The sequence below is a fragment of the Arthrobacter sp. B055-34 genome (assembly GCF_059090425.1).
In genome coordinates this window covers 568086-591461 of sequence record NZ_JBNHFQ010000001.1, presented here as the reverse complement: position 1 = coordinate 591461, position 23376 = coordinate 568086, and the positions used below count along the sequence as shown (strand labels likewise).

Sequence of the window (23376 nt, the reverse complement as noted above, 5' to 3'; positions counted from 1 at the left end):
GTGCCACTTCGTGAGCCCCCAAGACAACAGTCCAGACAACGCAGTACCGGTGATCCAGCCGGCCGCAGTCATTGTTCTCGCCGCAGGCGCGGGCACCCGGATGAAGTCGCAGAAACCCAAGATCCTCCACGAAATCGGCGGGATTTCCATGGTCGGCCACGCGCTGGCCGCAGCCCGGGGCCTCGAGCCCAAGGTGCTGGCCGCCGTCGTACGCCATGAGCGCGACCGCGTGGCCGCCCATATCCAGGAGCTGGATCCGGATGCGCTGATCGTGGACCAGGACGAGATTCCCGGCACCGGCCGCGCGGTGGAAGCCGCGCTCGAAGCCCTCCCCGCGGACCTCGAGGGCACCGTCGTGGTGACCTACGGTGATGTTCCGTTGCTCACAACTGCCCTGCTGCAGGAGCTGGTCCGGACCCACACCGGGGACGGCAATGCGGTGACCGTGCTGACCGCGGTCCTCGACGACGCCGCCGGCTACGGACGGATTGTCCGCACCGCGGACGGCACCGTGCAGGGCATCGTGGAGCACAAGGATGCCAGCGATGCGCAGCGCGAAATCCGCGAGATCAACTCCGGCATCTACGCGTTCGACGCGAAGGTCCTGCGCGATGCGCTCAAGGAGATCACCACGGACAACGCCCAGGGCGAGAAGTACCTCACCGACGTGCTCGGCCTGGCTAACGACGGCGGGGGCCGGGTGGCCGCGGTGGTCACCACCGACCGCTGGCAGGTTGAGGGCGCGAACGACCGCGTCCAGCTGGCGCAGCTCGGCGCGGAGCACAACAAGCGCGTGCTCGAAGCCGCCATGCGTTCGGGCGTGAGCATCGTCGATCCGGGCACCACCTGGATCGATTCCACCGTTACGTTCGGCACGGACGTCACGCTGCTGCCCGGCACCCAACTGCACGGCAGCACGCACGTGGCGAGTGACGCCGTCGTTGGTCCCGATTGCACCCTGACAAACGTCACGGTGGGCGAGGGCGCCAAGGTCATCCGCACGCACGGTTCGGACAGCCGGATCGGCCCGAAGGCGACGGTGGGTCCGTTCACCTACCTGCGCCCGGGCACGCAGCTGGGGGAGAAGGGCAAGATCGGCGCCTTCTACGAGACCAAGAACGTCATCATCGGCAAGGGCTCGAAGCTGAGCCACCTCGGGTACGCCGGGGATGCCGAGATCGGCGAGAACTCCAACATTGGCTGCGGCAACATCACCGCCAATTACGACGGCGTGGCCAAGCACCGTACGATCATCGGCTCCGAGGTCCGCACCGGATCGAACACCGTCTTCGTTGCACCCGTTCAGGTGGGCGACGGCGCGTATTCGGGTGCGGGCGCGGTGATCCGCAAGGACGTTCCGGCCGGCGCGCTGGCGCTGAACGTCGCGGCCCAGCGCAACATCGAAGGCTGGGTCCAGCAGAACCGTGCCGGTACTGCAGCTGCAAAGGCGGCCGACGCCGCTGCTTCTTCCCAAACCCCCCCCAATGCAGAAAGTGACCATTCATGACCGGAATTAAGGCCCAGGGCGAAAAGAGGCTGGTCCTTGCCTCAGGCAGGGCACACCCGGAACTCGCCAAAGAGATCGCCAAAGAGCTCGAGATCGACCTGCTTCCCACCAGCGCGTATGACTTCGCCAACGGCGAGATCTACGTCCGCTTCGAGGAAAGCGTCCGCGGTACCGACGCCTTTGTGATCCAGGCTCACCCGGCACCGATCAACGAATGGCTCATGGAACACCTGATAATGGTGGACACGCTCAAGCGGGCCTCCGCTAAGCGCATTACCGTGATTGCCCCGTTCTACCCGTACGCCCGGCAGGACAAGAAGCACCGTGGCCGCGAGCCGATCTCGGCCCGTCTGGTGGCGGACATGTACAAGACCGCCGGTGCAGACCGCCTCATCTCGGTGGACCTGCACACCGCGCAGATCCAGGGCTTCTTCGACGGCCCGGTGGACCACCTGATGGCCATCCCGCTGCTGGCCGAGTACGTCCGCACCCGCGTGGACCTGGACAACGTCACCGTGGTCTCCCCGGACACCGGCCGCGTCCGCGTGGCCGAGCAGTGGGCCGAGCGCCTCGGCGGCGCCCCGCTGGCCTTCGTGCATAAGTCCCGCGACGTCAACGTGCCCAACCAGGCCGTGGCCAAGACTGTTGTCGGCCAGGTTGAAGGCCGCGAATGCGTGCTGATCGACGACATGATCGACACCGGCGGAACCATCGCCGGCGCCGTCCAGGTGCTCAAGAACGCCGGCGCCAAGGATGTCATCATCGCCTCCACCCACGCCGTGTTCTCGGACCCGGCGGCCCGCCGTCTGGCCGAGTCCGGTGCCCGCGAAGTGGTGGTCACTAACACGCTGCCCATCACCGCGGACAAGCAGTTCCCGCAGCTGACCGTGCTGTCCATCGCTCCGCTGATCGCCCGTGCCATCAGCGAAGTGTTCGAGGACGGTTCCGTCACCAGCCTCTTCGACGGCAAGGCCTAAGCCTCCGTCCTGACTGTCAGCGCGGCGTCGGCCGGTCTCCTTGAGACCTGGCCGGCGCCGCGTCGTCGTTAGCTGCGGTCCTCTCGCCCAGCGACGTCTGGCGCACCGGATCGGTCCGCCGCTGCACGGCCGAGGCCCACACCCACGTTGTCCGCCGGATGCCGGCGTCTTCCCAGGTTACCTGCACCGCCCGCGACGTCCAGCCGAACGCCTCGCCCTGGACCAGCTCGGCGGCACCGGGAAAACGGATCCAGGCCCACACCGGCATACCAGGAACTACCCGGGTCACGTTGTGGTGCTCGAGATCCAGCTCCTCGGCGGTCAGCGATACCGGCTCCGCACGCTTGGCGTAACGGGCTGCCATCCGCGCCGCAGCATCCCGATCCATACATCAAGAGTAGAACGGATATTCGAAAAGAGGGAAGGATGGCGGAACACGGGTTCCGCCATGCTTCCCTCTTTGTAAGCCAGCGTGGAGAGAGCTGGGTCAGGGTCTACCGGGTGCTGCTGCCGTCTTCGTCTTCACCCAGCAGGGAGAGGGGGAGGCGCAAGTCCACATCCACGTCAGCCCGGACGCGGAACCGGCGATGCTTCTCCCTCTCGGCATCACGGGTGGTATCGGCAGTAGGCGAGGGTTCGGGTGAACGCGATTCCTCCGGGTCGGCGGCTTCGCTGGTCGGAGCCGGCTCGACGGGCGCCGCTGACTTGCTGCGGACGCTTGATCTGGTGGGCTCCGGGTCTTCAGGCACAGCTCGTGTGCTCTGCCTGGCTGAAGGGCTCGGGGCCGGACTTGTCGGCACCGCAGCGTCAGCGGTAGGCGAGGCTGTCGGCTTAGCTGTATCCGTTGCAGCCGCTGTAGCCTTGTCGGCCGCATCCGTGGCGGCCGCTGTGGCCTTGTCTGCCGTATCCGTGGCGGCCTGAGTGGCGCCGGCAACCTTGTCTTTGGCGGCGCCGGTTGCTTTCCCGACGACGCCGGCAAGCGGTGCCGCAGCCTCGCCAGTGGACTCAGTCTCGGACTGCGTCGTCATTGGGGCGGGCCGCCCGGTAGCGTCCCCTCCAAGGGTCGGCTTGGCCACAGAACTCGGAGTGACCTTTATATCCTTCTGCGCGGCTGCCGTGCTGTCCGTTGTCGGTCGGCTGAACGTCGGCTCAGCTTCATTCGACGGCGCTGAAATAGGCCACGCTTTCACAGATGTCTGCAGTTGGGGACGGCCTGCGCTGGCTTCCTGGGATCCAGCCTGATCCAAGGGCAAGGCGGCCGCGGCAGCCACCGTGGCAACTACGGCCAGTCCGGTGAGTGCACCGACGCTGCGGAAGGAGACGGCGGATGGGGCTTCAGCCTTGGCGCGGCGGCGACCGCGGACGAGGCTGGTGACACCATGCGACGAGACGGTGGGGCCGGCGCGCCGGCGTCCACGAGAATGGTTCTTCACGGGATTCCTCTCTACACGCCTGCGAAGTTAGCTGTCGGATTCGAGACGGAGCATCTCGGCCCGGCCGGGACCGCAGCAGAACGCTGCGGACAACTAGCCGCACTTCACCCCAAGGCGCCGCTGGCGCCACTTCTGGTTCCTCCACCTCTGCCAGTGAATTTGAACGGACAGGTACGCTGGCAGAGCTCGGCGTGCGGACCCGGCCACAACCCTTGCCTAGGGCCATGGCGCGATTAAACGTATCGAGCGCGCTGAACCGTTACAAACTCGTGACATGTGTTTGTGGTCACCCATTGGAAGATGAATCTTTTCACCAAACTCTGGCGTGTCGAATTACTGGAACCTAGGCTGAATTAGTCATCCCAGCGCATGCCACCTCCCCAAGGCACGGGATGGATGGACCTGACCAAGGCAGAGCTTTTGGTCAGGTCCATCAACTTCCGATCGTCGTGAAGCCGCGCCGGATTTCCTCGGTTGGAACGCGGTTACCTCGACCCCGGCCACGTGACCGTGACTGAAGTGCCGGACGAAGGAACCGCACGCATCGGACAGTAGAATCCGGTCGGGCTCTCAGGGAAGGCCGCAGGCACTGGTTCCGTCAGCGCAGCCAGCCATAAGATGGTTGTCCTACTTGGTGACCCCGCGTCTGGACTCAGGCGAGGACGCCGACCGGCATGAAGGGTGGTTCCAGCCATGCACGCCGCCGACATCCGCCAGCTTTTCCCCGGGCTCAAGGACACCATCTACCTCAACACTGCCTCCATGAACGTGGGCTGTGCCCCTGCCCGGGCCGCCTATGAACAGGCGGTCGAACGCTGGTCCACTGGCCGGTTCGATTGGAGGGAAGCTGAGCAGGCGGGGGAAGATGCCCGCGTCATGTTCGCGAAGATTGTCGGCGCTAACGTCGATGAGATCGCCATCGTGCCGGCGGTGAGTACAGCCGCAGGGATCGTGGCCGCGAATCTGCCTCCCGCGAAGCGCGGCGAGAACGTCGTCGTCGCCGAGGACGAATTCACTTCGAACTACTTTTCCTGGCTCCTGCTGCGGGAGCGCGGATACGAGGTCCGCACCCTGGCGCCGGACTCCGACATCGTGGCGGCCGAAGCTTACGCTCACGCTGCCGACGGCGGTACCCGCCTAATTGCGGTGAGTGCGGTGAACTCGGCCAACGGCTACCGGGCCGACTTGGCCGCGCTCAGCGGGATAGCCGCCCGCTCCGGTGCCTGGTTCTTCGTTGACGCCTGCCAGGCCGCCGGTGCAGTACCGCTCGACGTGGCGCGTGATGGCATTGACTTCCTCGCCTCGGCCAGCCATAAGTTCCTACTCGGCTCGAGGGGCATGGGTTATCTTTATGTCCGCTCCGGACTGCTGGAGCAACTCCGGCCCATCGTTCCGGGCTGGAAGGCTGCCCGAATGCCGCTCGAGAGCTTCTATGGTCCGGACATGGATCTGTCGCAGTCGGCGTCGAAGCTCGACGTCTCACTGGCCTGGTTTCCTGCCCTGGCCGACCAGGCGGCGCTTGGCCTCTTCGGCCGGTTCGGGATCACCACCCTGCTCGAGCGCAACGCCCAGCTTGCCAGTTACTTACAGAACGCGCTGGCCACACATTGCACTGCCTTCCGCCCCTTCCCTGAGCAGCACCGCTCTACTATCGTCTCTGTCCCGGTGACCGACACCGAGGCTGTGATGGCACGGTGCCGCCAAGCCAACGTGGTGGCGTCTGTCCGTGCAGGCAGAATCCGGCTGTCGCTGCATTTCTACAACCTGGAGGAAGAGCTCGACCTCGTGGCCGATTTGATCGGACGAGTCTGAGCGTCGGTTCGCAGACCGCTACTCATGTCTGCCACCGAAACTCGTCCAGAGACCTTGCAAATACCTTGGAAAACCGCGCTGATCCGGCCGAAAGCAACGTTTATCCCTAGCGCCCGCACTAACCCCTCGCCTAGGCTAGCCGTACTTGGCAGCCACCACCGCCTCCGTTGCCGGCGGCTGTCAGGGCACGAAGGCAGCGGAGCGGGTTCTCAATGGCGAGGACCCTGGGGGAAGCAGTTTTCTTTATGAGGGACTGCGCGTGCGGCAGCCCGTTGGGGAGCGGGCTGCCGCAGCGTCCGCATGGGCGCTCACGGCAATAACGGACCAGGGGAGACGGTCCGACACTCGCACCTGCACCGGCACCCGACGTGTGCCGGCCTTTTTTGGGGGAACAAGATGACAGACAAGCCAGCGCAGTCAGCGGCGTCCAATCCGAAACCGCCCAAGGAAGCGCGCCCGAAGAGGCGCGACGCCGTGAGGCGGCTGCGCGGAGGACTCGCCGCGGTGGCCGCCGGCACGCTCATGTCGGCCGGCCTGGCCCTGCCGGTTCTGGCGGACGACGGCGGAGCAGAGTCACCGGAATCAGCCACCGAGATCGCGGGGCTGGCCGAGGCGGCCCCTGCCGAAGCCACACTGGCCGGAACGGAAGACCCCGCGGAGGGAACAGACGAGCCGGCTGAAGCTGAAGCCGAGGAGGCCCCCGAACCTGTTGAACCGGCAGCCGAACAGCCCGTTGAACCGGCGCCCGCCCCCGGCCAGGAATCCGCCCCGGCCCCGGTCGCCCAGGCTGCCGCGCCGGCCAACCAGCCCGCCGCACCTCTGGCCGCGATTGCAGGGAGCGACGATGAGGCCGGGCACGAAGACGAAGTGCCCGAGGTCGAGGAAGAGACCGAGGAAGCAGAGGTCGAGGACGAAGAAGCCGAGACTGAGCACGAAGAAGAAGGTGAAGACGAAGAAGAAGCCGAGCACGAAGAGGGCGAACACGAGGACGAAGCCAGCCCGATCGTCGCCACCAAGAGGGCCAATTCGGTGGAGGCCCTCGGCGACGAGTCCGAAGGTCGCTGGTACATCAGCTACACCATCCAGGTACTTAACCAGCCCAACGGCGACGGCGACTACAAGGACGAAGAGGAATACACACTCTCGGACACGCTCTCGTTCGGCCAAGGCATCGAGGTCGAGAGGGCTACCTGGAGCAAGGGCAACAAGGAAAACCAATTCCAAGGCAACACGGCCGAACTCGTCAGCAAGGACGACGATGTCGAACTGGGCGAAGGCAAGAGCCATTTCTACCATGTGTATGCCACAGTCAAGGTTGCAGACGAAACCCCCGAATATGAGCTGACCTGCAAGGACGGCTATTCCGGCGGCCTGCTGAACAAGATCTACGTGGACGGCAACTACGCCGATTCAGCCTGTGCCGACATCCCGCACGCGCCTAAGTACCGCGCCACTCTCGAAGTGGACAAACAGTGGGTCATCGACGGGGAGTACTTCAACCACGGCAAGCAGCCGGATGGCTTCGACGCCTGGCTCAAGCTCAGCCCGGACAGTGAGGAAGCCGCGGACGCAGAATGGGGCACGCAGTACACAGACTTCTACAAGGGCGACTATGTCTACCTCAAAGAGGAAGTCACTGTCCCTGAGGGCTGCTGGGTGGAGGACCGGCAGGGCCTCGGCGAGCGGCAGCTCGAGCACAAGGACAGCGCCTTCACCGTGGTAAACCATGTGGAGTGTGAACAGAACCTCACCCTGGCCAAGGACATCGACCCCGAGGACTACTGGGACTACGCGGAGAAGTGGACGCTGACCGCTACCGCGGAGGGCGACGATGAGCCCACGCTTGAAGGCACCTCCTGGGTGAGCGGCAGCGTGGACCCGGACGTCACCTACACCCTTGCCGAGGATGCAGACTTCGAGGGCCAGGAAGAGTTCTCAGCCGGTGACTGGGTCTGCGAACTGGTCTACGGGGAAGGCAAGGTCTACCAGGACGGCGACAAGATCACGCCGTCGTACGGCCAGGACATCCGCTGCGTCATCGAGAACTCGCTCGACCCCGAGGGGCTGCACGTCGACAAGACCGCCTACGAGGCGATCGACGTCGGCGCCGGCATCTGGGAAATCGAATACGAAGTCAGCGTGACCAACAATTCCAAGATCGCCTGGCGCGACTACGACCTGACCGACACGCTGAAGTTCGGCGACGGCATCAGGGTCACCAATGCCGAATGGATTAGGGATAACGACGGCGAGGAAGGGGTTTGGGCGGATCCCGAAGTGGACGCTACAACCACCTTGGCGGACGGCCGCGGCATTGAGCCCGACTCCACGGACCTCTATATCGTCTGGGCACGCGTCGTGGTTGACTCCGACGCCTCGGAGGACCAGCTGGACTGCCGGCTGGAAGAAGATGAAGGTACCGGACTGTTGAACGAGGCCCTGCTCAACGGCAAGTACTCCGCCGAAGCCTGCGCCGAGGTCGAGGCCCCGGACGAGGAGACTCCGGCCAAGCCGGCTCCGGAACCGGAAGAACCGCCGGCCAACCCTGAGGAGGAGCCTCCGGTTGCGCCGGCAGAACCACCGGCACCGAACCCCGAACCGGCACCCGTCGTCTACCCGCAGACAGGTGGCCTGGCCATGACCGGCACGGAATCCATCGGACTGATTTCGGCGGCACTCCTGCTGATGACAGCAGGAACCGCGGCTACCGTCTTCTCACGCCGTCGTAAGACGGGCTGAGTTACCAAGCCCAATTCATAGGGCCTTATGGGTTGAGGCCGTTGCCGGCATCCATGGCTGGCAACGGCCTCAAGCGTGTTCGCTGAATGGGGCGGTTTTGGAACCGGGCGCAGACTGCCGCAAGCTCTAGGATGAGCCTATGACGGTACCGGATGCAGTGATTGTCCAGCAGTCGGAATGGTGGAACGTCCTTGAGGCCTTGGGCCCGCTGGCCACGTTGCTGGCGGCCGCCGTCGCGGGTTTCATTGCTTGGCAGGCGTTGAAGGCGCGGTCCCTCGCGGACCGCCGTTCCGAGTGGTGGTCGCGCGCGCAATGGGCGCTGGACGCTTCCTTATCCGCCGACATGGAGCGCAAGGCGACCGGGCTTGGTGTGCTGGCGTTGCTGGCAAAAAGCCATTTGGCCACAGATGAGGAAATAGAAATCCTGGCCACGGCAGCCATCCGGCCCCTGCAGGAAGCAACAGTGCCCAAAGCGCTACCGGAGCGGGATGGGGAAGACCATTGTGTCAAGACCAACGCGGCGCGTCTGTGCGTGACCACTGACAAGCGCCTGGGCCGGGCCACGCCGAAATGGGTCTCAGACCTGGCCGCTTTTGGCCTTCCGCAACCGGGTGCGGGTTCCGTGTAATACGAACCCGCACCAGCAAAAGCGGTCAGGCTGCGGCGGTCGCCAGCTCCTTCGTTTCCTTTGGCGTGGGAACGGCAGTCAGGTGAAGGCGCCTGACCTCGTTGGCCGGAACCAGCTTCAGATACACGGGGTGCGCCGAGATGATCTTGCGGACCTCGTGGCAGAACGGGCGCACGGCCAGCCGCCTCCTGTGCGCATCGGCGAGGACGTCGCGGATCAGGCGCTGGGCAAGGCCTTCGACCTCACAGCTGTCGCTCACGGTGGTCCAGAGAAGCCACATCTCGCCATCCTGGATCTGGTAGTGCAGTGACGCTGCCACCGCTCCGTCCACATAGGCGTCGTATTGGGAAGCACCGAAGTTATTGGTGATTACCTGCATGCCATCTCTCCTCTGTTCAAGAATTGATCCTGCTTCAAGTTGAAGCCAAGCATGCTTACTATCCCTCATGCAACACAGAGAGCTGGTTTCTGTTCTTTCGAGGTCAAAATGCTGTTCCGACTAAGCCCTGACACGCAGGTCGTGATAAAGCCGTGACCCGAAATCTTAGGCTGCCGGAGCCTCCTCCACGCCGCACCACTCCGCAATGAACAGGGCGATGGCCTTGGTGATCCGGCGGACGGACTCGATGTCCACACGTTCGTCGAAACCGTGGATCGCCTCGGAGACCGGACCGTAGACCAAGGTAGGAGTGTTGCCGTAGAGGGTGAACACCCGCCCGTCCAGGTAGCCCGGCGTGGTGAAGCTCTGCAGCTCCTCGCCGAAGGCCTCCCGGTGGGCACCGGCCAGCACCGCTTCGGCGTCGGAGCCTTCCTCCAGCACGTAGCCCTCGGAGTAGAAGCCGGTCTTAGTCGCAGTCACCGGTAGCCCGGTGGAGTCGAGGCAATCCTGCAGTTCCTGCCAGGCCTGGTCCGCCGTCGTACCTGGGTAGATGGCCACGCGCACGTCGATCTCGCACCAAGCCGGCACACTCGAGGGCCAGTCTCCGCCCACGATTTTGCCGAAGTTGAAGTTGATCGGATGCTCAAGGTTCTCGAAGTAGCGGTGCGAGACGCGCTGCTCGTTCCACCTCTCCTCCAGCTTCCGCAGGCTGGCCATCACTGTGTAGGCGGAGTCGATCGCGTTGAAGCCGGTGGACATTTCGCGCGGATGGGTGGGCTCGCCGGCCACCCGCACCTTGAACCAGAGCACGCCCACATTGGCCCTGACCAGCATGTTCTCTTCCGGTTCGGGAATGAGAACGGCGTCGGCGGTGTAGCCTCGCAGCAGCGCGGCCAGCGAACCGTTGCCGGTGCACTCTTCCTCCACCACCGACTGGACGATGATCTCGGCGGTCGGCGCGAGCCCGGCGGCGCGGACGGCATCGAGCGCGAAGAGGTTGGCCACCAGTCCGGCCTTCATATCGCCGCTGCCGCGTCCGTAGAGCCAGCCGTCTTTCATTTCGGCGTGCCAGGGGGAGCGGGACCAGGTGTCCTCGGGCCCGGCGGGCACCACATCCACGTGGCCGTTCAGGATCAGCGAGCGCCCCGCCGTCGTCCGTGGTTTGTAGGTGCCGACCACGTTGACGCTGTTCTCGTAGGACACGGTGGACGGGCCGTAGCCGACGTGGCTGCGTAGTTCCTCCGAGTCGATTTCCCAGCGGTCCATCTCCAGGCCGCGGGACTCCATTGCCCGGTAGAGCAGGTCCTGTGCGTCGGCCTCGTCCGCCCGCAGCGAGGGTTCGGAGATCAGCTCGGCGGTGAACGCGAGCTGCTCGTCGAAGGCGGTGTCGACGGCGGCCAGGATGCGCTGTCTGATGTCCGGATCCGGCATGGTTGCTCCTTCGGTCGAGCCTGGCGCAGGCGCGTTACTGGCCAAGGTACAGGATCCTTTCGAGCGGCTCACCGGCAGCAATCCGGCTGAGGATATTCGGTTCGGCGGCGTCGGATTCAACCGCCTGAAGAACGACGGCGGCTGCCACCTCGGGTGCCAGCACCACCACTCCGTTGTCGTCACCGAGGACTATGTCGCCCGGCCGGACCGTGACACCGCCGACGCTCACGGGGACGCCGAACTGGGCTCGGCCGGACGCGTGGCGCTTGGTAGTGAGGCAGGTGGTGCCGCGGGCAAACACGGGCAACGCCCCGCCGTCGTTCGCTTCATTGAGTTCCACCACGTCGGTCACCGGGCCGTCCACCAGGATGCCGGCCGCGCCGCGGGCACGGGCGGCGGCACCGGTGACCGCGCCGACCGGAGCGTGCTGCCGGTCGCCGTCCATGTCCAGCACCAGCACCTCGCCGGGCTGCAGGCGCAGGAGCGCGTGGTTGACCGCCACCGCATCGGCGTCGGGAATCCGGGCTGTGGAAGCAATGCCCACCATCCGGGCACCGGGCACGATCGCGCGGATCTCCGAGGAGCAGAATCCCTCCTCGAGGAAGTGGCCCAAGGTGGGGAAGCTGACGCTGCGAAGCTGGTCAAGCAGTTCGGGCAGCTCCTGCAGCTCCTGCCATTGCGGCAGCTCGGCCGGCTGGCTCGGGGTCCCGGCTGCGAGGGTTCCGGTGGCGGACATTTCCATGGGTTATTTCTCCTCCTGTGCGGGCACTGCCGCCACGCATTCGATCTCCAGGCTTACGCCCCACAAGCTGACGCACACCGAGGTGCGGGCCGGCTTGTGGGGGCCGAAGAATTCCTCGTAGACCGCGTTGTATTCGGCCAACTGATCCGGTTCGGTCAAGTACGTGTTCACCTTGACCACGTGTTCCAGACCGGAGCCAGCTTCGATCAGCGCGGCCTCCAGGTTCCGGATGGTCTGGCGGACCTGCTCGGCGAACGTGTCCGGCTGGTCCTCCAGACTGGTCTTGGCGGGCACCTGGCCCGCGGTGAAGACAAAGCCGTTGGCGACGACCGCCTGTGAGTACGGGCCCACCGGTTCGATTGAGCCGGGGGCCGCGTGGATGCGCCGGATGGTCACCGGGCAACCTCTTCACTCTCAACCGAGCCGGTCGGAGCGTCAACGCTCTCGCTGGACGGGGCTGCCTCAACGGCATCGATGTTGCCGTGCCGGGTCTCGGTTAGCAGGTACAGCGCAACCAGGGACAGCACTGCGGCACCCATCACGTACCAGGCGATGGAGGAGCTCTGGCCGGTGGCGGCGAGCAGGGCCACCGTGATGGCCGGGGTGGCGGCCGAACCCAGCAGGCCGGAGAGCATGTAGGACACGGACAGGCCGGAGTAGCGCACCTTGGAGCCGAACAGCTCGGCCAGGAAGGTGGCGATCGGGCCGTAGTTGGCGGAGAACGCCAGCATCATCAGGCCGTAGCCTACGAACATCAGCGGCACGGATCCGGTGTCCATCAGCCAGAACATCGGGAAAGCGAGCAGCGCCTCGGCGGCCACACCGGCGAAGATGATGGGTTTGCGGCCCACGCGGTCGGAGAGCCGGCCGAAGAACGGGATGGCGATGAAGGCCAGGACGCAGGCGAACATGACTGCCCAGAGCATCGTGTCGCTGGAATGTCCCAGTTCGGTGGTGCCGTAGTTGACGCCGGAGGCGACCAGCAGGGTGAAGGTGCTGCCGGTGGAGAGGGTGGCGACGCCGCCGAGGATGACCTGCTTCCAGTACTTGCGCATCAGGTCGGCAAACGGGATCTTCGCCTTGGCACCGGTCTCGCGGACCTTCTGGAAGGACGGGGTCTCTTCGATGTTCAGGCGGATGTAGATGCCCACGCCCACCAGGACGGCCGAGAGCAGGAACGGTACGCGCCAGCCCCAGCTGAGCAGGTCGGCCTCGGAGAGGTTGGCGGCTACTAGCAGGAAGGCCACGTTGGCAATCAAGGTACCCACGGGCACGCCGATCTGGACCATGGAGCCGTAGAATCCGCGCTTGTTTTCCGGCGCGTGCTCCACGGTCATCAGGACCGCACCACCCCATTCGCCGCCCAGGGCCAGGCCCTGGATCAGGCGCAGGGTCAGCAGCAGCAGGGGAGCGGCGATGCCGATGGTATTGAAGTCCGGCACCAGGCCGATGGCGAAGGTCGCCGCGCCCATCGCGATCAGCGAGATCAGCAGCATGGACTTGCGGCCCACGCGGTCGCCGAAGTGGCCGAAGAGGATGGCGCCGACCATGCGGGCCAGGTAGGCGGACGCGAAGGTGAGGAAGGAGAGGAGGGTGCCGATGGCGCCGTCGAGCTCGGGGAAGAAGATTCGGTTGAAGACCAGTGCGGACGCCGTTCCGAAGAGGAAGAGGTCGTACCATTCGACGGTGGTGCCGATGACGCTGGCGGTGGAAATCTTGCGCATCTTTGCGCGGTCGAGTCGTGCACTTGTCGAAGCGCTTCGCGTGGCTGCAGAAGACATTCGTAAGCTCCAATGAGGAAGGGATGAAGGTGCGCCGGGCGGCTCTGATGTTCGCCCTGCGGTGCGGAACAAGCTGGTTGTGCAGACCACTATCCCCGCGGAGTGGCGGGCGTCACAAGAAAGATCCACACACGTTTAGCGGCCGCACATTGGGCACTTGCACACCGGCTCCAGCCTCGCCCTTCCCTTCCCGCCAACTACTTCCTTTCAACCAACGACGACGGCGCGCCGCCCGCTTGGGGCGGCGCGCTCACCTTTGCGCTGGGGTCACGCCCTCACTTCTTGACGGCGGTGAACAGCAGATACTCCCATTCCATCCTGCCGTTGCCCAGGTCATTCCGCCGCGCCAGTTCGGCGAGTTCATCGTCCAGCGCCTGCACCCGCTCCGGGCTGTCCGCGATGTTGCGGTACGCGATGATGGTAGGGCCGTAACAGGTCTTGAAGAACTCGCGGAACTCTTCCGGTGTGCTGAACCGATCGACCAGCAGCTTCTCCCGTCGAGCAACGACGTCTGTCACCCGGTCGCCCAGCAGATCCCGCACGTGTTGTTCCGTGCCCCACAGCGGCGGCGGTTGTGCTCCCGGAGGCGGCGGCGGAGCGTACGGCTTCATCGTCTTGAACATTTGGCCGATGAAGCCCTCAGGTGTCCAGTTGATCAGTCCGATTCTGCCTCCGGGCCGGAGCACGCGGACAAGTTCGTCGGCGCTGGCCTGATGATTGGGCGTGAACATGATCCCCACGAGTGAAATCGCGACGTCGAACGAACCATCGTCGAACGGCAGGTTCTCGGCGTCGGCCTCCCGCCATTCGAGAGTCAGTCCGTCGCCTTCGGCTTGCCTGCGGCCAACGTCAAGCAGCGCAGGGGTAAGGTCGGACGCCGTGACCTGAGCGCCAATCCGCGCTGCAGGGAGGGCCGCATTGCCCGATCCTGCAGCAATGTCCAGCACACGCTCATCCGGGCGGATCCCGGCCGCCACGACGAGTTCCGGGCCCAGCGCCGGAATCACTTCCGTGGCAACCGTGGGATAGTCGCCCAAGGCCCACATGGCCCGGTGCTTTGCCTTGATTCCATTGAGAACATCTTGATCGCTCATTGCTTTGCCTTAGCTCTCGGTGGTCTTGCTGACCCCTTGTTAGGTGGTTCTTCAAGGATCGATCCAGGAAAAGTGTGCGTCTAGTGCCACAGCTGGACCTGTTGCGCTTCAAACGAAGATGTCCCCTCTCGCCTCACACCCAGCGGAAAGGATCTCGCCGGGGTTCTTGCTGCGGTAGGGCGCCGAGCAATAACCGAACGACGGCGATCATCCGTCCTCAAGGCGGTGCAGCAGGTCGACGGCGGCGCGTGCGTAGTCGCCGATCCACCGGTCGTAGATGCGCTTGATGGGCATGGGGGCGAGAGCGAGGTGCCGCTCCCTGCCAACCTTTCGGCCGATCACCAAGCCGGCCTTCTCCAGGATCCGGAGGTGCTGGAGGACAGTGGTGCGGTCCAATTCGGGAAAGTGGTCGCACAGTTCGCCGGTAGTGCACGAGCCGGGCTTCAGAGCGTCGAGCATCCGGCGCCGCGTGAGCGAGGCAAGCGCCTTGAATACGAGATCGTCGTCCGACCTCTTGCTATCGACGGCTGACATGTTGTAAAAATATCACATGAATACCTCGACCCAGCTCTCCGAACTTACCTTCAGCGTCTCCGGACGCATCTCGCGCCCTTGCGCCGAGGTTTACGAAGCCATCGCCGACCCCGAGCAGCTCTCGAAGTACTTCACAACGGGCGGAGCGCGGGGACGCCTCCAGCCCGGCAACGATGTCACATGGGACTTCCATGACTTCCCGGGTGCCTTCCCGGTCACCGTGGTAGCTGCGGAACCTCCCCGGCGCATCGTGATCGAGTGGGAGGGTGAGGCCGCCTCGGGCGAGAAGGGTGTCACGACAACGACGTTTGAGTTAGAGCCTATCGACGACGACACCCGCACGCTCGTGACCATTTCCGAGTCGTCGTGGCTGGCCACAGCGGAGGGGGCGAAGAGTGCCTTCGGTAACTGCGAGGGCTGGACCGGGATGCTCGCGGCGCTGAAGGTGTGGGTCGAGCACGGCATCAACCTGCGTGAGGGCTTCTACAAGTAATGCCGGTTGGCCGGGCGGGCCGCTGACCGGGGCCGCTCCGACAGTGAGAACGTAGCCTGCATGCGGCAGGATGCGATTCAAACCCAAGCGATGACGGCGCGGGCGGCCTGCACCGGGACCATCAGGTCGATCCCGGTCAGCTCCTTGAAGCGGCGCATCCGGTTGAGGATGGTGTTGCGGTGGCAGTAGAGCTGGTCCGCCGTGGCGCTGACGCTGCCATTGGCCAGGAAAGTGGAGACGGTCTCGCGCAGCCGCTCCATCTCATCCGGCCGGGCTGCGGCAAGCTGGGCGTCCAACCCGGCGCCGAGCTGCACGCCGAGCGCATCCATCCGGGCGCGGGCCAGCCTGATCCAGTGCCGCTCGACGGTAATGGGCTCCTGGTCGTCAGGAGCGGCGAGATCCGATAGAGCGGCGGCAATGCGGCCGGCCGCGGCCAGATCCACGAGTCCGGCGTCGGCGGTAGCCAGTCCGCAGGGGAGGGAAGACAGTCCGGCACCAAGAGCGCCGGGCCATCCGCCGCCGCGCGGTTCCGGCCAGAACAGGTAGGTGTACTCCTCGGCCTGATGCAGGAACATGGACAGGCTTCGGTTGGGTGCCGAGGCGACCTTCCGGAGCTCGGCCGCCGGCTGCCCCTTGGCTGCGGCGATGGCATAGGGCACGTCCGGCTTCAGGTTGAAGGCCTTGGCAAACCGATCGCGGGTTTCGGGCAGGCGGCCCTGGGCACCGAAGAGAGCTGAGATGAATTCCTGCCGGACACCGGCTTCCTCCTGCGCCATGCTCACACGGGCGGCCAGGTAACTGGAGTGGGTGGCCGTGGCGTAGTCGTCCACCACCCGCCAGACTTCCTCGGTCCGGTTGACCAGCAGGGCGGCGTCGTCGTTGTTCGAAATTTCTAGCAGCGTGGCCCAGATGATAGGGAAGTCCATCCGGACGGCGGAGATGAGAGCCTCGGCCGGGAGGCCCTGGCGGGCACGGCGGTTGCCCAGATCGGTGGCGAACTCCAGCAGCCGCGGGTAGTGCTCCTTGCCGGCCATCGCGTCCAGCGTCAGCTCGATCGCCTTCGCGGCCGCGGACTGCAGATCCTCGCCGGAAACGGCGTGCCCGGAGTACTCGGGGATGGCGCGCACCCGCTCGACGAACGTCTCCTGCATCCCGGGCAGCTTGTCCTTCAGCCCGCGCACTAGCTGCACCCAGCGGGCATCGTCGGCGCGGGATGCGGGGGATGAGGCGGCACTGCCAGCGGGTGTGTGCATGAGCACAGTGTAGGGGAAATAAAGCGTTGGCTATTGCTAGTTCCAGCTGCCCGGCCGACTGCGATCATGGGAACAGACCGACAGCCAGAGCGCCGGGTTCTGCACATAGCTGTGTAGGGCAACTGCGGCGAGTACCTGGACACCGAAGACCTGTGGAGGACGATTAGCAGTGAGCGTTATGACCGAGACCCGGACATCCACCGTGACGGACACGATTTCCGCCGGGCACCTGATCGTCGCCCAACTGGAGGCCGCCGGCATCCGCCGGGTCTACGGCGTGCCGGGGGAGAGCTTCCTGGACGTCCTCGACGGGCTACACGATTCGTCGATCAACACGGTGGTTACCCGTCACGAGGGCGGCGCCGGTTTCATGGCCGTCGCGGAGGGCCGGCTGACGGACCTGCCGGGCGTGGCCATGGTGACCCGCGGACCGGGGGCGGCCAACGCCCTGATCGCCGTGCACACCGCGTACCAGGACGCCACCCCGATGATCCTCTTTGTCGGCCTGATCCCGGTGGCGGACCGCGGCCGCGAAGCGTTCCAGGAGTTCGACATCACCGCTTGGTTCGGCAGCACCGCCAAGAAGGTGGTGGTGCTCGACGACGCAGCCTCGGCCGCCGCCGTGGTCGATGACGCCGTCCACACCTCCCTGAGCGGACGGCCCGGGCCGGTGGTGATCGGCCTGCCCGAGGATGTGCTGACCCACGCGGTCCAGCGCGGCGCCCCGGTTGCTCCTCGTGCCCTGGCCAGGACGGCTCCTGCTCCCGCGGATCTGGAAGCACTGGGCCGCCGCTTCGCCCAGGCGCGGCGGCCGCTGATCGTGGTTGGCGGGGAAGGCTGGACGCAGGAATCCGGCGAAGCCTTGGCCCGCTGGGCCGCAGTGCACGGTGTACCGGTCGCCGCGGACTGGCGCGCGTATGACGCCGTGCCGCACGTGCTCGACGGCGGTAACTCCTACATCGGCTACCTCGGTTATGCCCGCAGCGACGCCAACGCACGGCTGCTGGACGAGGCGGACCTGCTGGTGCTGATCGGGTGCCCACGCGGGGACGTGCTCAGCGACGGCTACACTCGCGGCCTGTCCGCCGAAACCGTGCTGGTCATGCCCGGCGATACCCTCGGCCACCACGGCCGGCTGGACCAGCACATCGTCGCGGACGTGACCGCCTTCAGCCTGGCGCTCGCCGATCAAAACTACAACACCGCGCCGGAGCCCAACTGGCTTGCGGACGCCCGCGCCGACTATGAAAGCTACTCCACCCCGCGGCCCGACGGCGGGATCGGCGTCGACATGGGTGTGTGCATGGAGATCCTCCGCGGCGAACTGGAGCAGGACGCCGTCATCACGTACGGCGCCGGCAACCACGCACTGTGGCCGGGACGCTACCTGCAGCACACCGCGGCCAACTCGCTGGCCGCACCGCGCAACGGCGCCATGGGCATGGGCATCCCCGCCGCCGTGGCCGCCAGCCTGATCTTCCCTGAACGCCAGGTGGTCTCGGTGGCCGGCGACGGCTGCTTCATGATGAACGGCCAGGAAATTGCGACGGCGGTGGGTTACGGCGGCAGATTCATCGCCATCGTGGTGGACAACCAGTGCTTCGCCACCATCCGCGAACACCAGGAACGGGAATACCCCGGCCGGCCTTCCGGCACGCACCTGACCAACCCGGACTTCGCCGCCTGGGCCGAAACCTACGGCGGTTACGGCGAGCGGGTGGAACGCACCGAAGATTTCCAAGCAGCCTTCCGCCGCGCGGTGGCCAGCGGCAAGCCCGCCGTGCTGCACGTCCTGCAGGACCCCGAAACCCGCGCCCCGCGGACGGATTCCTGACCACGCGCAACTTTCGCCCGAACAGCTTTCCCGAGGAGAAACCATGAGTGCCACGATCGTTGAACCCAACCCGGCAGCCTTCACCGGCGGCGACGCGAAGTTCATTGAAGACTTCGCTACCCTGTGCACGTTCGGCGCCACCGCGAACGGCGGCGTGCACCGGCTGGCCGGCAGTGCGGCCGACGGCGAACAGCGCGCCTGGCTGACCCGGCTGCTCGAACAGCACGGGTTCCGCGTGGAGTTCGACCGGATCGGCAACCATTTCGGCCTGCTCGAACTGGTCCCCGGCGCGCCGTACGTCCTGGTCGGTTCGCATCTGGACTCGCAGCCGACGGCGGGCCGGTACGACGGCGCGTACGGTGTCCTCGCCGCGGCGCACGCTGCCATCCGGGTCGCCGCCCACAGCGAAAACGGGATGTCGAAGCCGAAGTACAACCTCGCCGTCGTCAATTGGTTCAACGAGGAAGGGGCGCGCTTCAAGCCCTCGATGATGGGCAGCTCCGTCTACACCGGAAAGCTCGCGCTCGAGGATGCGCTGACGACGACGGACCCCGCCGGCGTCACGGTGGGGGAGGCGCTGGAGTCCATCGGCTGCTTGGGCGCCGGCGACGGGCCGGAAGCCGCCTACTGCGCGGAAATCCATATCGAGCAGGGCCGCAGCATGGAGCGCGAGGGCATCACCATCGGCGTGGTCGATTCGAACTGGGCCGCCAACAAGTACCAGCTGGTGGTGCACGGCGAGCAGGCGCACACCGGTTCCACTGTGATCGCCGACCGCCGGGACGCGTTGCTCGGTGCCTCGATGCTGGTGGTTGCCGCACGCGAAATCGCGGACCGGTTCCCCGGTGTCCTCCACACCTCGGTAGGCCAGCTGGACGTCTACCCCAACTCGCCCGTCGTCGTGCCCTCGAAGGTCACGCTGCTGCTGGACCTGCGCTCGGCGGACGAGGAAGTGCTGGCGCAGGCGGACCAGCTGCTGCATGACCGGATGGCCGAGATCGAGCGGCTGGCCAACGTGTCCGTGGAGAAGCACTCTTCGCACTGCTGGCCGGTCACCCCGTACCAGCCCGAGGGCGTGGAGCTGTCGGAGAAGATTGCCGTGGACTTGGGACTGGCGTACGGACGGGTCAAGACCCTGGCCGGGCACGACTCGACCAACATGAAGGATATCGTTCCCACGGTCATGCTGTTCGTCCCGTCGGTGGAGGGCATCTCGCACAACGAACACGAGTACACCCGGGACGAGGACATCGTCGCCGGCCTGCACATGCTCACCGCCGTGGTGCAGCGCCTGGCCGAAGGGGAGCTGGACCGCGGGTAGGTTCAGCGGCGCACCCGATAGCGCAGGTGAAGCACCCGGTTGCCCTGAATCACTACGTCGGGATCCTCCAACAGGTGCTGTCCGTGGACCGACCCGAAGTAGCGCTTGCCGGACCCGAACACGACGGGTACGACGTCCATGCGCACCTCGTCGACCAGGCCCGCGGCCAGCACCTGGCCACCGACGTCGCCAGCGGCGATCTCGACGATGCGGTCACCCGCGAGCTCCTGCGCCTTGGCCACGGCCGCCTCGACGCCGTCGACGAAGTGAAACGGCGCATCGGGGTCCCAGCCCTCGGGCTTCGGCCGGTGCGTCACGACGACCACGTGGTCGACCCCGCTCGGAGGCTTCCCGTCCCAGCCGTCCGTCAGGTCGAAGACGTGGCGGCCGGCGATCGTCGCCCCGATCTGGTCCCAGTACGGCCGGGTGTAGTCGTAGGACGTCTGGGACACCTTCAACACGCCGCTCTCGTCCAGCGGCACGTCACCGCTGGTCAACCAGTCGAAGAGGGGTCCGGGCTGGTCGTTCTCGTCCGCGATGAAGCCGTCCACCGACACCGAGCCGTACATGACCACCTTGCCCACGGGGCTCTCCTCTGCTTTGGGGTGCCCCATATTACTCCTCCGCCTACTCCTCAGCACGCGGCTTCGAGCTCGCGGCCGACAGATCTACCGGCTCGTCCAAGGTCATGATCCACCTCGGCTGAATCGCTGCTAATCAGACGAGGGCGCTGAATGCTTCGGCTTTGTCCTTTGCTCCCTGAACGATGACTTGGTCGTCGTCGTAAAGTACGGTCTGCGGGGTGGTGTGTTCCCATTGGCCGCCCTTGCGTTTAACAGCGACCACGGTGATGTCGTATTTTGAGCGTAGCTGCAGTACCTCCAGTGGGCGGTCCTGTGCCACAGCCGGCGGGGTGGTGCGGATCATGACGAAATTGTCTTCGAACTCGACATAGTCCAGCATCGCTCCGCGGACCAGGTGCGCGACCCGGCGACCCATGTCGTGCTCGGGCCGAATCACATGGTGCACCCCGAGTTGTTCGAGGATCTCCGCGTGCGGTTCGCTGATGGCTTTGGCCCAGATTCCGGGTTTGGCGAATTTCAGGAGCCGGGATGTGGTGAGGATGCTGGCCTCCACATCCGTGCCGATGCCCACCACGGCGCGGTCGAACTCGTGCACGGAGAGCTGCCGCAGCACTTCGTCCTTGGTGGCGTCGGCGCGGACGACATGGGTGAGCAGCCCGTTGAAGGACTGGACCGTCTCTTCACTGTCGTCGATGCCCAGGACCTGGGTGCCCAGGGACTCAAGCTCCAATGCCAGTGCGCCGCCGAAGCGGCCCAGGCCGATAACGACGACGGAGTCCGCCTCGGCGATCCGGTCGAAGGATCGTGTGGGGAAGGGGATCCTAGCCAATGAGTGGCCTTTCTTTCGGGAATTCGTACAGGATCGGCCGTGAGCGCAGCGCTAACGCGGAGGCCAGCGTGACCGGGCCCAGGCGGCCGACGAACATCAGGATGATAAGGATGACCTGTCCGGCCGGCGGCAGCGAGGCGGTGATGCCGGTGGATAGGCCCACGGTGGCGAAGGCGGAGACGGCTTCGAACAGCAGTTTCTCCATGCCCGCGTCGGAGAGGAACATCAGGGCCATGGTGGCTGCGACGACCAGGGCGATGGCCAGCAGCACAACGGTCATGGCCTGGCGGTGCACGGAACGGGAGAGCCGCTTGCCGAAGATGTTTACAGCGGCTTCGCCTCGGATCTCGGTGTAGAGGATGAAGTAGAGCACGGCGAAGGTAGTGATCTTTAGGCCGCCCGCGGTGCCCGCCGGTCCGCCGCCGATGAACATCATGATGTCCATGCCGAGCCAGGACACCGGGTTCATCTGGCCGATGTCGATGCTGTTGAACCCTGCCGTGCGGGTGATGACGGACTGGAAAAACCCGGCCAGAACCCGCGCGCCCGGATCCAGTGCACCGAGCGTCGCCCGGTTCGTCCACTCCACTGCGGTGAGGAAGACCGTCCCTCCGGCCAGCAGGGTCGCCGAGCCCATCAGCACCAGCTTTGTGTTCATGGACCAGTGGATCGGGCGCCGGTAGTGCCGCGCCAGCTCGAACAGCACCGGGAAGCCGAGCCCGCCGACGATCACAGCTGCGGCGATCGGCAGACAGATCCACGGATCCGCGACAAACCCCATCAAGCTGTCCGAATACAGCGCGAAACCTGCGTTGTTGAACGAAGACACCGAGTGGAACACGCCGTGCCAGAGGGCTTCGCCTGGCGAGTAACCGTAGCCGGCGATGAAGCGGGCAGTGAGCACCAGGGCCAGCACGGTTTCGGTGATCAGGCTGAACTTCAGGACACCGAGCAGCACGCGCCTCACATCGCCGAAGCCGGTGCTCTTGGTCTCCGCCGCCGCCGAAATCCGCGCACGCAGTCCCAGCCGCCCGGCCATCAGCACGCCCAGCAGCGCACCGAATGACATCACACCGAAACCGCCCAGCTGGATCAGCACCATGATCACGACCTGCCCGAACGTCGTCCAATAGACCGGCGTGTCCACGACGATCAGCCCCGTCACGCAGACCGCGGAGGTCGCCGTGAACAGCGCTTCCAGGAACGTGGCACCGCCTGGGCCCTGCCTGGACATCGGCAGCATCAGCACCGCTGTCCCGGTCAGGATCGCGCCGACAAAGCCGAGGGCTATGACCTGTGCCGGATGCCGTGGACGTACCTGTTGCAGGAGGGCTGCACCGGTGTGCGCCCTGGGCTTCAACCGGTCGAGGGCGCGCCCAAAGGTTCTGCCGACCCGGCCAGCCGTCGTGGTCTTGGTGGCTGAGGGTCTGTTGCGCGACTCAACCAACGTGGATCCCGCGCCGGCACTGTGGTTCGGGTTCGTTCTGGCGCTGAATCACGGACGCCAGGGGCACGCCTTCCGGAAAAAGGTACTGGGCTGAACCACCCAAGGCAGGTCTTCTTTCTGATGCGGTTTCTGAAGCGATTGATCACACTACTCCGATGGAGGGGGCAAAACAGCGTAAAACAGCAGATGGAGGCGTTAAGAAATCATCAAGAAGCGGCGTGTGCATCGGAAGGATGCCCGTTGACCGCGGCGGGCGAGTCTTACCGATTGTTTTGCTGGTCCGCTCGGGCGTGCTGATTCTGCCCACTTGCGGGACCGCCCGCCGACGATGACCGAGCCAACGGCACGCTCCCGGCAGGAAGGAAACGGCGATGACCACCCACGTCCTCGGTGACGCCCGCGTCCTCACCGGGCGCTCGCTGCGGCACATTCTGCGTAGTCGCCAGGTTCTGAGCACAGTCGGCTACTCAGTTATGCCGCACCGTGTAGGAGAGGGCGATGATGCCGTTCTTGAGGGCTTGAGTGTTCACAAGGTCCAGGCGCTACACGCTGCACGCG

The 23376-nt window shown here is 65.5% G+C and carries 21 protein-coding genes and 1 riboswitch; of the genes, 8 read left to right on the top strand and 13 right to left on the bottom strand.

Going from position 1 to position 23376, the window contains the following annotated elements:
• Positions 1-10: 10 nt before the first annotated feature.
• On the top strand, positions 11-1507 hold the full coding sequence (glmU, locus tag AC5RWO_RS02630) for a bifunctional UDP-N-acetylglucosamine diphosphorylase/glucosamine-1-phosphate N-acetyltransferase GlmU (protein WP_498729166.1): 1497 nt from the start codon (positions 11-13) through the stop codon (positions 1505-1507).
• Positions 1504-2484: a ribose-phosphate diphosphokinase gene (locus AC5RWO_RS02625; protein ID WP_139005256.1), complete on the top strand. Its 981-nt coding sequence runs from the start codon at positions 1504-1506 to the stop codon at positions 2482-2484. Before glmU ends, AC5RWO_RS02625 begins: the two co-directional genes overlap by 4 nt.
• Positions 2485-2500: 16 nt before the next feature.
• On the opposite strand, the gene AC5RWO_RS02620 is transcribed toward AC5RWO_RS02625, so the two are convergent.
• A complete protein-coding gene (locus tag AC5RWO_RS02620) occupies positions 2501-2848 on the bottom strand; it encodes a hypothetical protein (protein ID WP_498729164.1) in 348 nt (115 codons plus the stop codon).
• Positions 2849-2978: 130 nt separating this feature from the next.
• A complete protein-coding gene (locus AC5RWO_RS02615) occupies positions 2979-3917 on the bottom strand; it encodes a hypothetical protein (protein WP_498729163.1) in 939 nt (312 codons plus the stop codon).
• 2 nt (positions 3918-3919) lie between these two features.
• A riboswitch (cyclic di-AMP (ydaO/yuaA leader) is annotated at positions 3920-4093 on the bottom strand.
• 517 nt (positions 4094-4610) lie between these two features.
• Between AC5RWO_RS02615 and AC5RWO_RS02610 the strand changes: the two genes are divergently transcribed.
• The 3 genes from AC5RWO_RS02610 (at position 4611) to AC5RWO_RS02600 (ending at position 9096) form a co-directional block, all read left to right on the top strand.
• Entirely contained in the window at positions 4611-5729 is a 1119-nt protein-coding gene (locus AC5RWO_RS02610) for an aminotransferase class V-fold PLP-dependent enzyme (RefSeq protein ID WP_498729161.1), read from the top strand.
• A gap of 396 nt (positions 5730-6125) precedes the next feature.
• A complete protein-coding gene (locus AC5RWO_RS02605) occupies positions 6126-8468 on the top strand; it encodes a hypothetical protein (RefSeq protein WP_498729159.1) in 2343 nt (780 codons plus the stop codon).
• Between the two features lie 139 nt (positions 8469-8607).
• Complete coding sequence (locus AC5RWO_RS02600; RefSeq protein WP_498729157.1) at positions 8608-9096, top strand: hypothetical protein; 489 nt, start codon at positions 8608-8610, stop codon at positions 9094-9096.
• A 25-nt stretch (positions 9097-9121) separates the two neighbouring features.
• Here the strand turns inward: AC5RWO_RS02600 and AC5RWO_RS02595 are convergent, their stop codons facing one another.
• From AC5RWO_RS02595 to AC5RWO_RS02565, 7 genes are all read right to left on the bottom strand, one after another.
• Positions 9122-9475, bottom strand: coding sequence for a GNAT family N-acetyltransferase (locus AC5RWO_RS02595; RefSeq protein ID WP_498729156.1), 354 nt, complete (start codon positions 9473-9475; stop codon positions 9122-9124).
• A 165-nt stretch (positions 9476-9640) separates the two neighbouring features.
• Positions 9641-10906, bottom strand: a complete 1266-nt coding sequence (locus tag AC5RWO_RS02590; RefSeq protein ID WP_498729154.1) for an ArgE/DapE family deacylase — start codon at positions 10904-10906, stop codon at positions 9641-9643.
• Positions 10907-10940: 34 nt separating this feature from the next.
• A complete protein-coding gene (locus AC5RWO_RS02585; protein WP_498729153.1) occupies positions 10941-11648 on the bottom strand; it encodes an RraA family protein in 708 nt (235 codons plus the stop codon).
• A 3-nt stretch (positions 11649-11651) separates the two neighbouring features.
• On the bottom strand, positions 11652-12044 hold the full coding sequence (locus AC5RWO_RS02580) for a RidA family protein (RefSeq protein ID WP_498729152.1): 393 nt from the start codon (positions 12042-12044) through the stop codon (positions 11652-11654).
• Positions 12041-13429 carry an MFS transporter gene (locus AC5RWO_RS02575; RefSeq protein ID WP_498729150.1) on the bottom strand — a complete coding sequence of 463 codons (1389 nt, stop codon included), beginning with the start codon at positions 13427-13429 and terminating at the stop codon, positions 12041-12043. Before AC5RWO_RS02575 ends, AC5RWO_RS02580 begins: the two co-directional genes overlap by 4 nt.
• Before the next feature lie 275 nt (positions 13430-13704).
• Positions 13705-14523, bottom strand: a complete 819-nt coding sequence (locus AC5RWO_RS02570) for a class I SAM-dependent methyltransferase (protein ID WP_498729148.1) — start codon at positions 14521-14523, stop codon at positions 13705-13707.
• Positions 14524-14730: 207 nt separating this feature from the next.
• The gene (locus AC5RWO_RS02565) at positions 14731-15057 is read right to left on the bottom strand and encodes an ArsR/SmtB family transcription factor (RefSeq protein ID WP_498729146.1); all 327 of its coding nucleotides are present in this window, start codon (positions 15055-15057) and stop codon (positions 14731-14733) included.
• Between the two features lie 16 nt (positions 15058-15073).
• On the opposite strand from AC5RWO_RS02565, the gene AC5RWO_RS02560 reads away from it, so the two are divergent.
• Positions 15074-15550, top strand: coding sequence for an SRPBCC domain-containing protein (locus tag AC5RWO_RS02560; RefSeq protein ID WP_498729144.1), 477 nt, complete (start codon positions 15074-15076; stop codon positions 15548-15550).
• 77 nt (positions 15551-15627) lie between these two features.
• Here the strand turns inward: AC5RWO_RS02560 and AC5RWO_RS02555 are convergent, their stop codons facing one another.
• The gene (locus tag AC5RWO_RS02555; protein WP_498729142.1) at positions 15628-16803 is read right to left on the bottom strand and encodes a helix-turn-helix domain-containing protein; all 1176 of its coding nucleotides are present in this window, start codon (positions 16801-16803) and stop codon (positions 15628-15630) included.
• Positions 16804-16981: 178 nt separating this feature from the next.
• Here AC5RWO_RS02555 and AC5RWO_RS02550 point away from each other — a divergent pair, with 178 nt between their 5' ends.
• Positions 16982-18637: a thiamine pyrophosphate-dependent enzyme gene (locus AC5RWO_RS02550; protein ID WP_498729323.1), complete on the top strand. Its 1656-nt coding sequence runs from the start codon at positions 16982-16984 to the stop codon at positions 18635-18637.
• 43 nt (positions 18638-18680) lie between these two features.
• The gene (locus tag AC5RWO_RS02545; protein ID WP_498729140.1) at positions 18681-19958 is read left to right on the top strand and encodes a M20 family metallo-hydrolase; all 1278 of its coding nucleotides are present in this window, start codon (positions 18681-18683) and stop codon (positions 19956-19958) included.
• 2 nt (positions 19959-19960) lie between these two features.
• On the opposite strand, the gene AC5RWO_RS02540 is transcribed toward AC5RWO_RS02545, so the two are convergent.
• From AC5RWO_RS02540 to AC5RWO_RS02530, 3 genes are all read right to left on the bottom strand, one after another.
• Positions 19961-20542, bottom strand: a complete 582-nt coding sequence (locus AC5RWO_RS02540; RefSeq protein WP_498729139.1) for a dihydrofolate reductase family protein — start codon at positions 20540-20542, stop codon at positions 19961-19963.
• Positions 20543-20675: 133 nt separating this feature from the next.
• Positions 20676-21371: a potassium channel family protein gene (locus AC5RWO_RS02535; protein WP_498729138.1), complete on the bottom strand. Its 696-nt coding sequence runs from the start codon at positions 21369-21371 to the stop codon at positions 20676-20678.
• Positions 21364-22731: a TrkH family potassium uptake protein gene (locus tag AC5RWO_RS02530; RefSeq protein ID WP_498729322.1), complete on the bottom strand. Its 1368-nt coding sequence runs from the start codon at positions 22729-22731 to the stop codon at positions 21364-21366. The genes AC5RWO_RS02535 and AC5RWO_RS02530 overlap by 8 nt, the downstream gene beginning before the upstream one ends.
• Positions 22732-23376 lie beyond the last annotated feature (645 nt).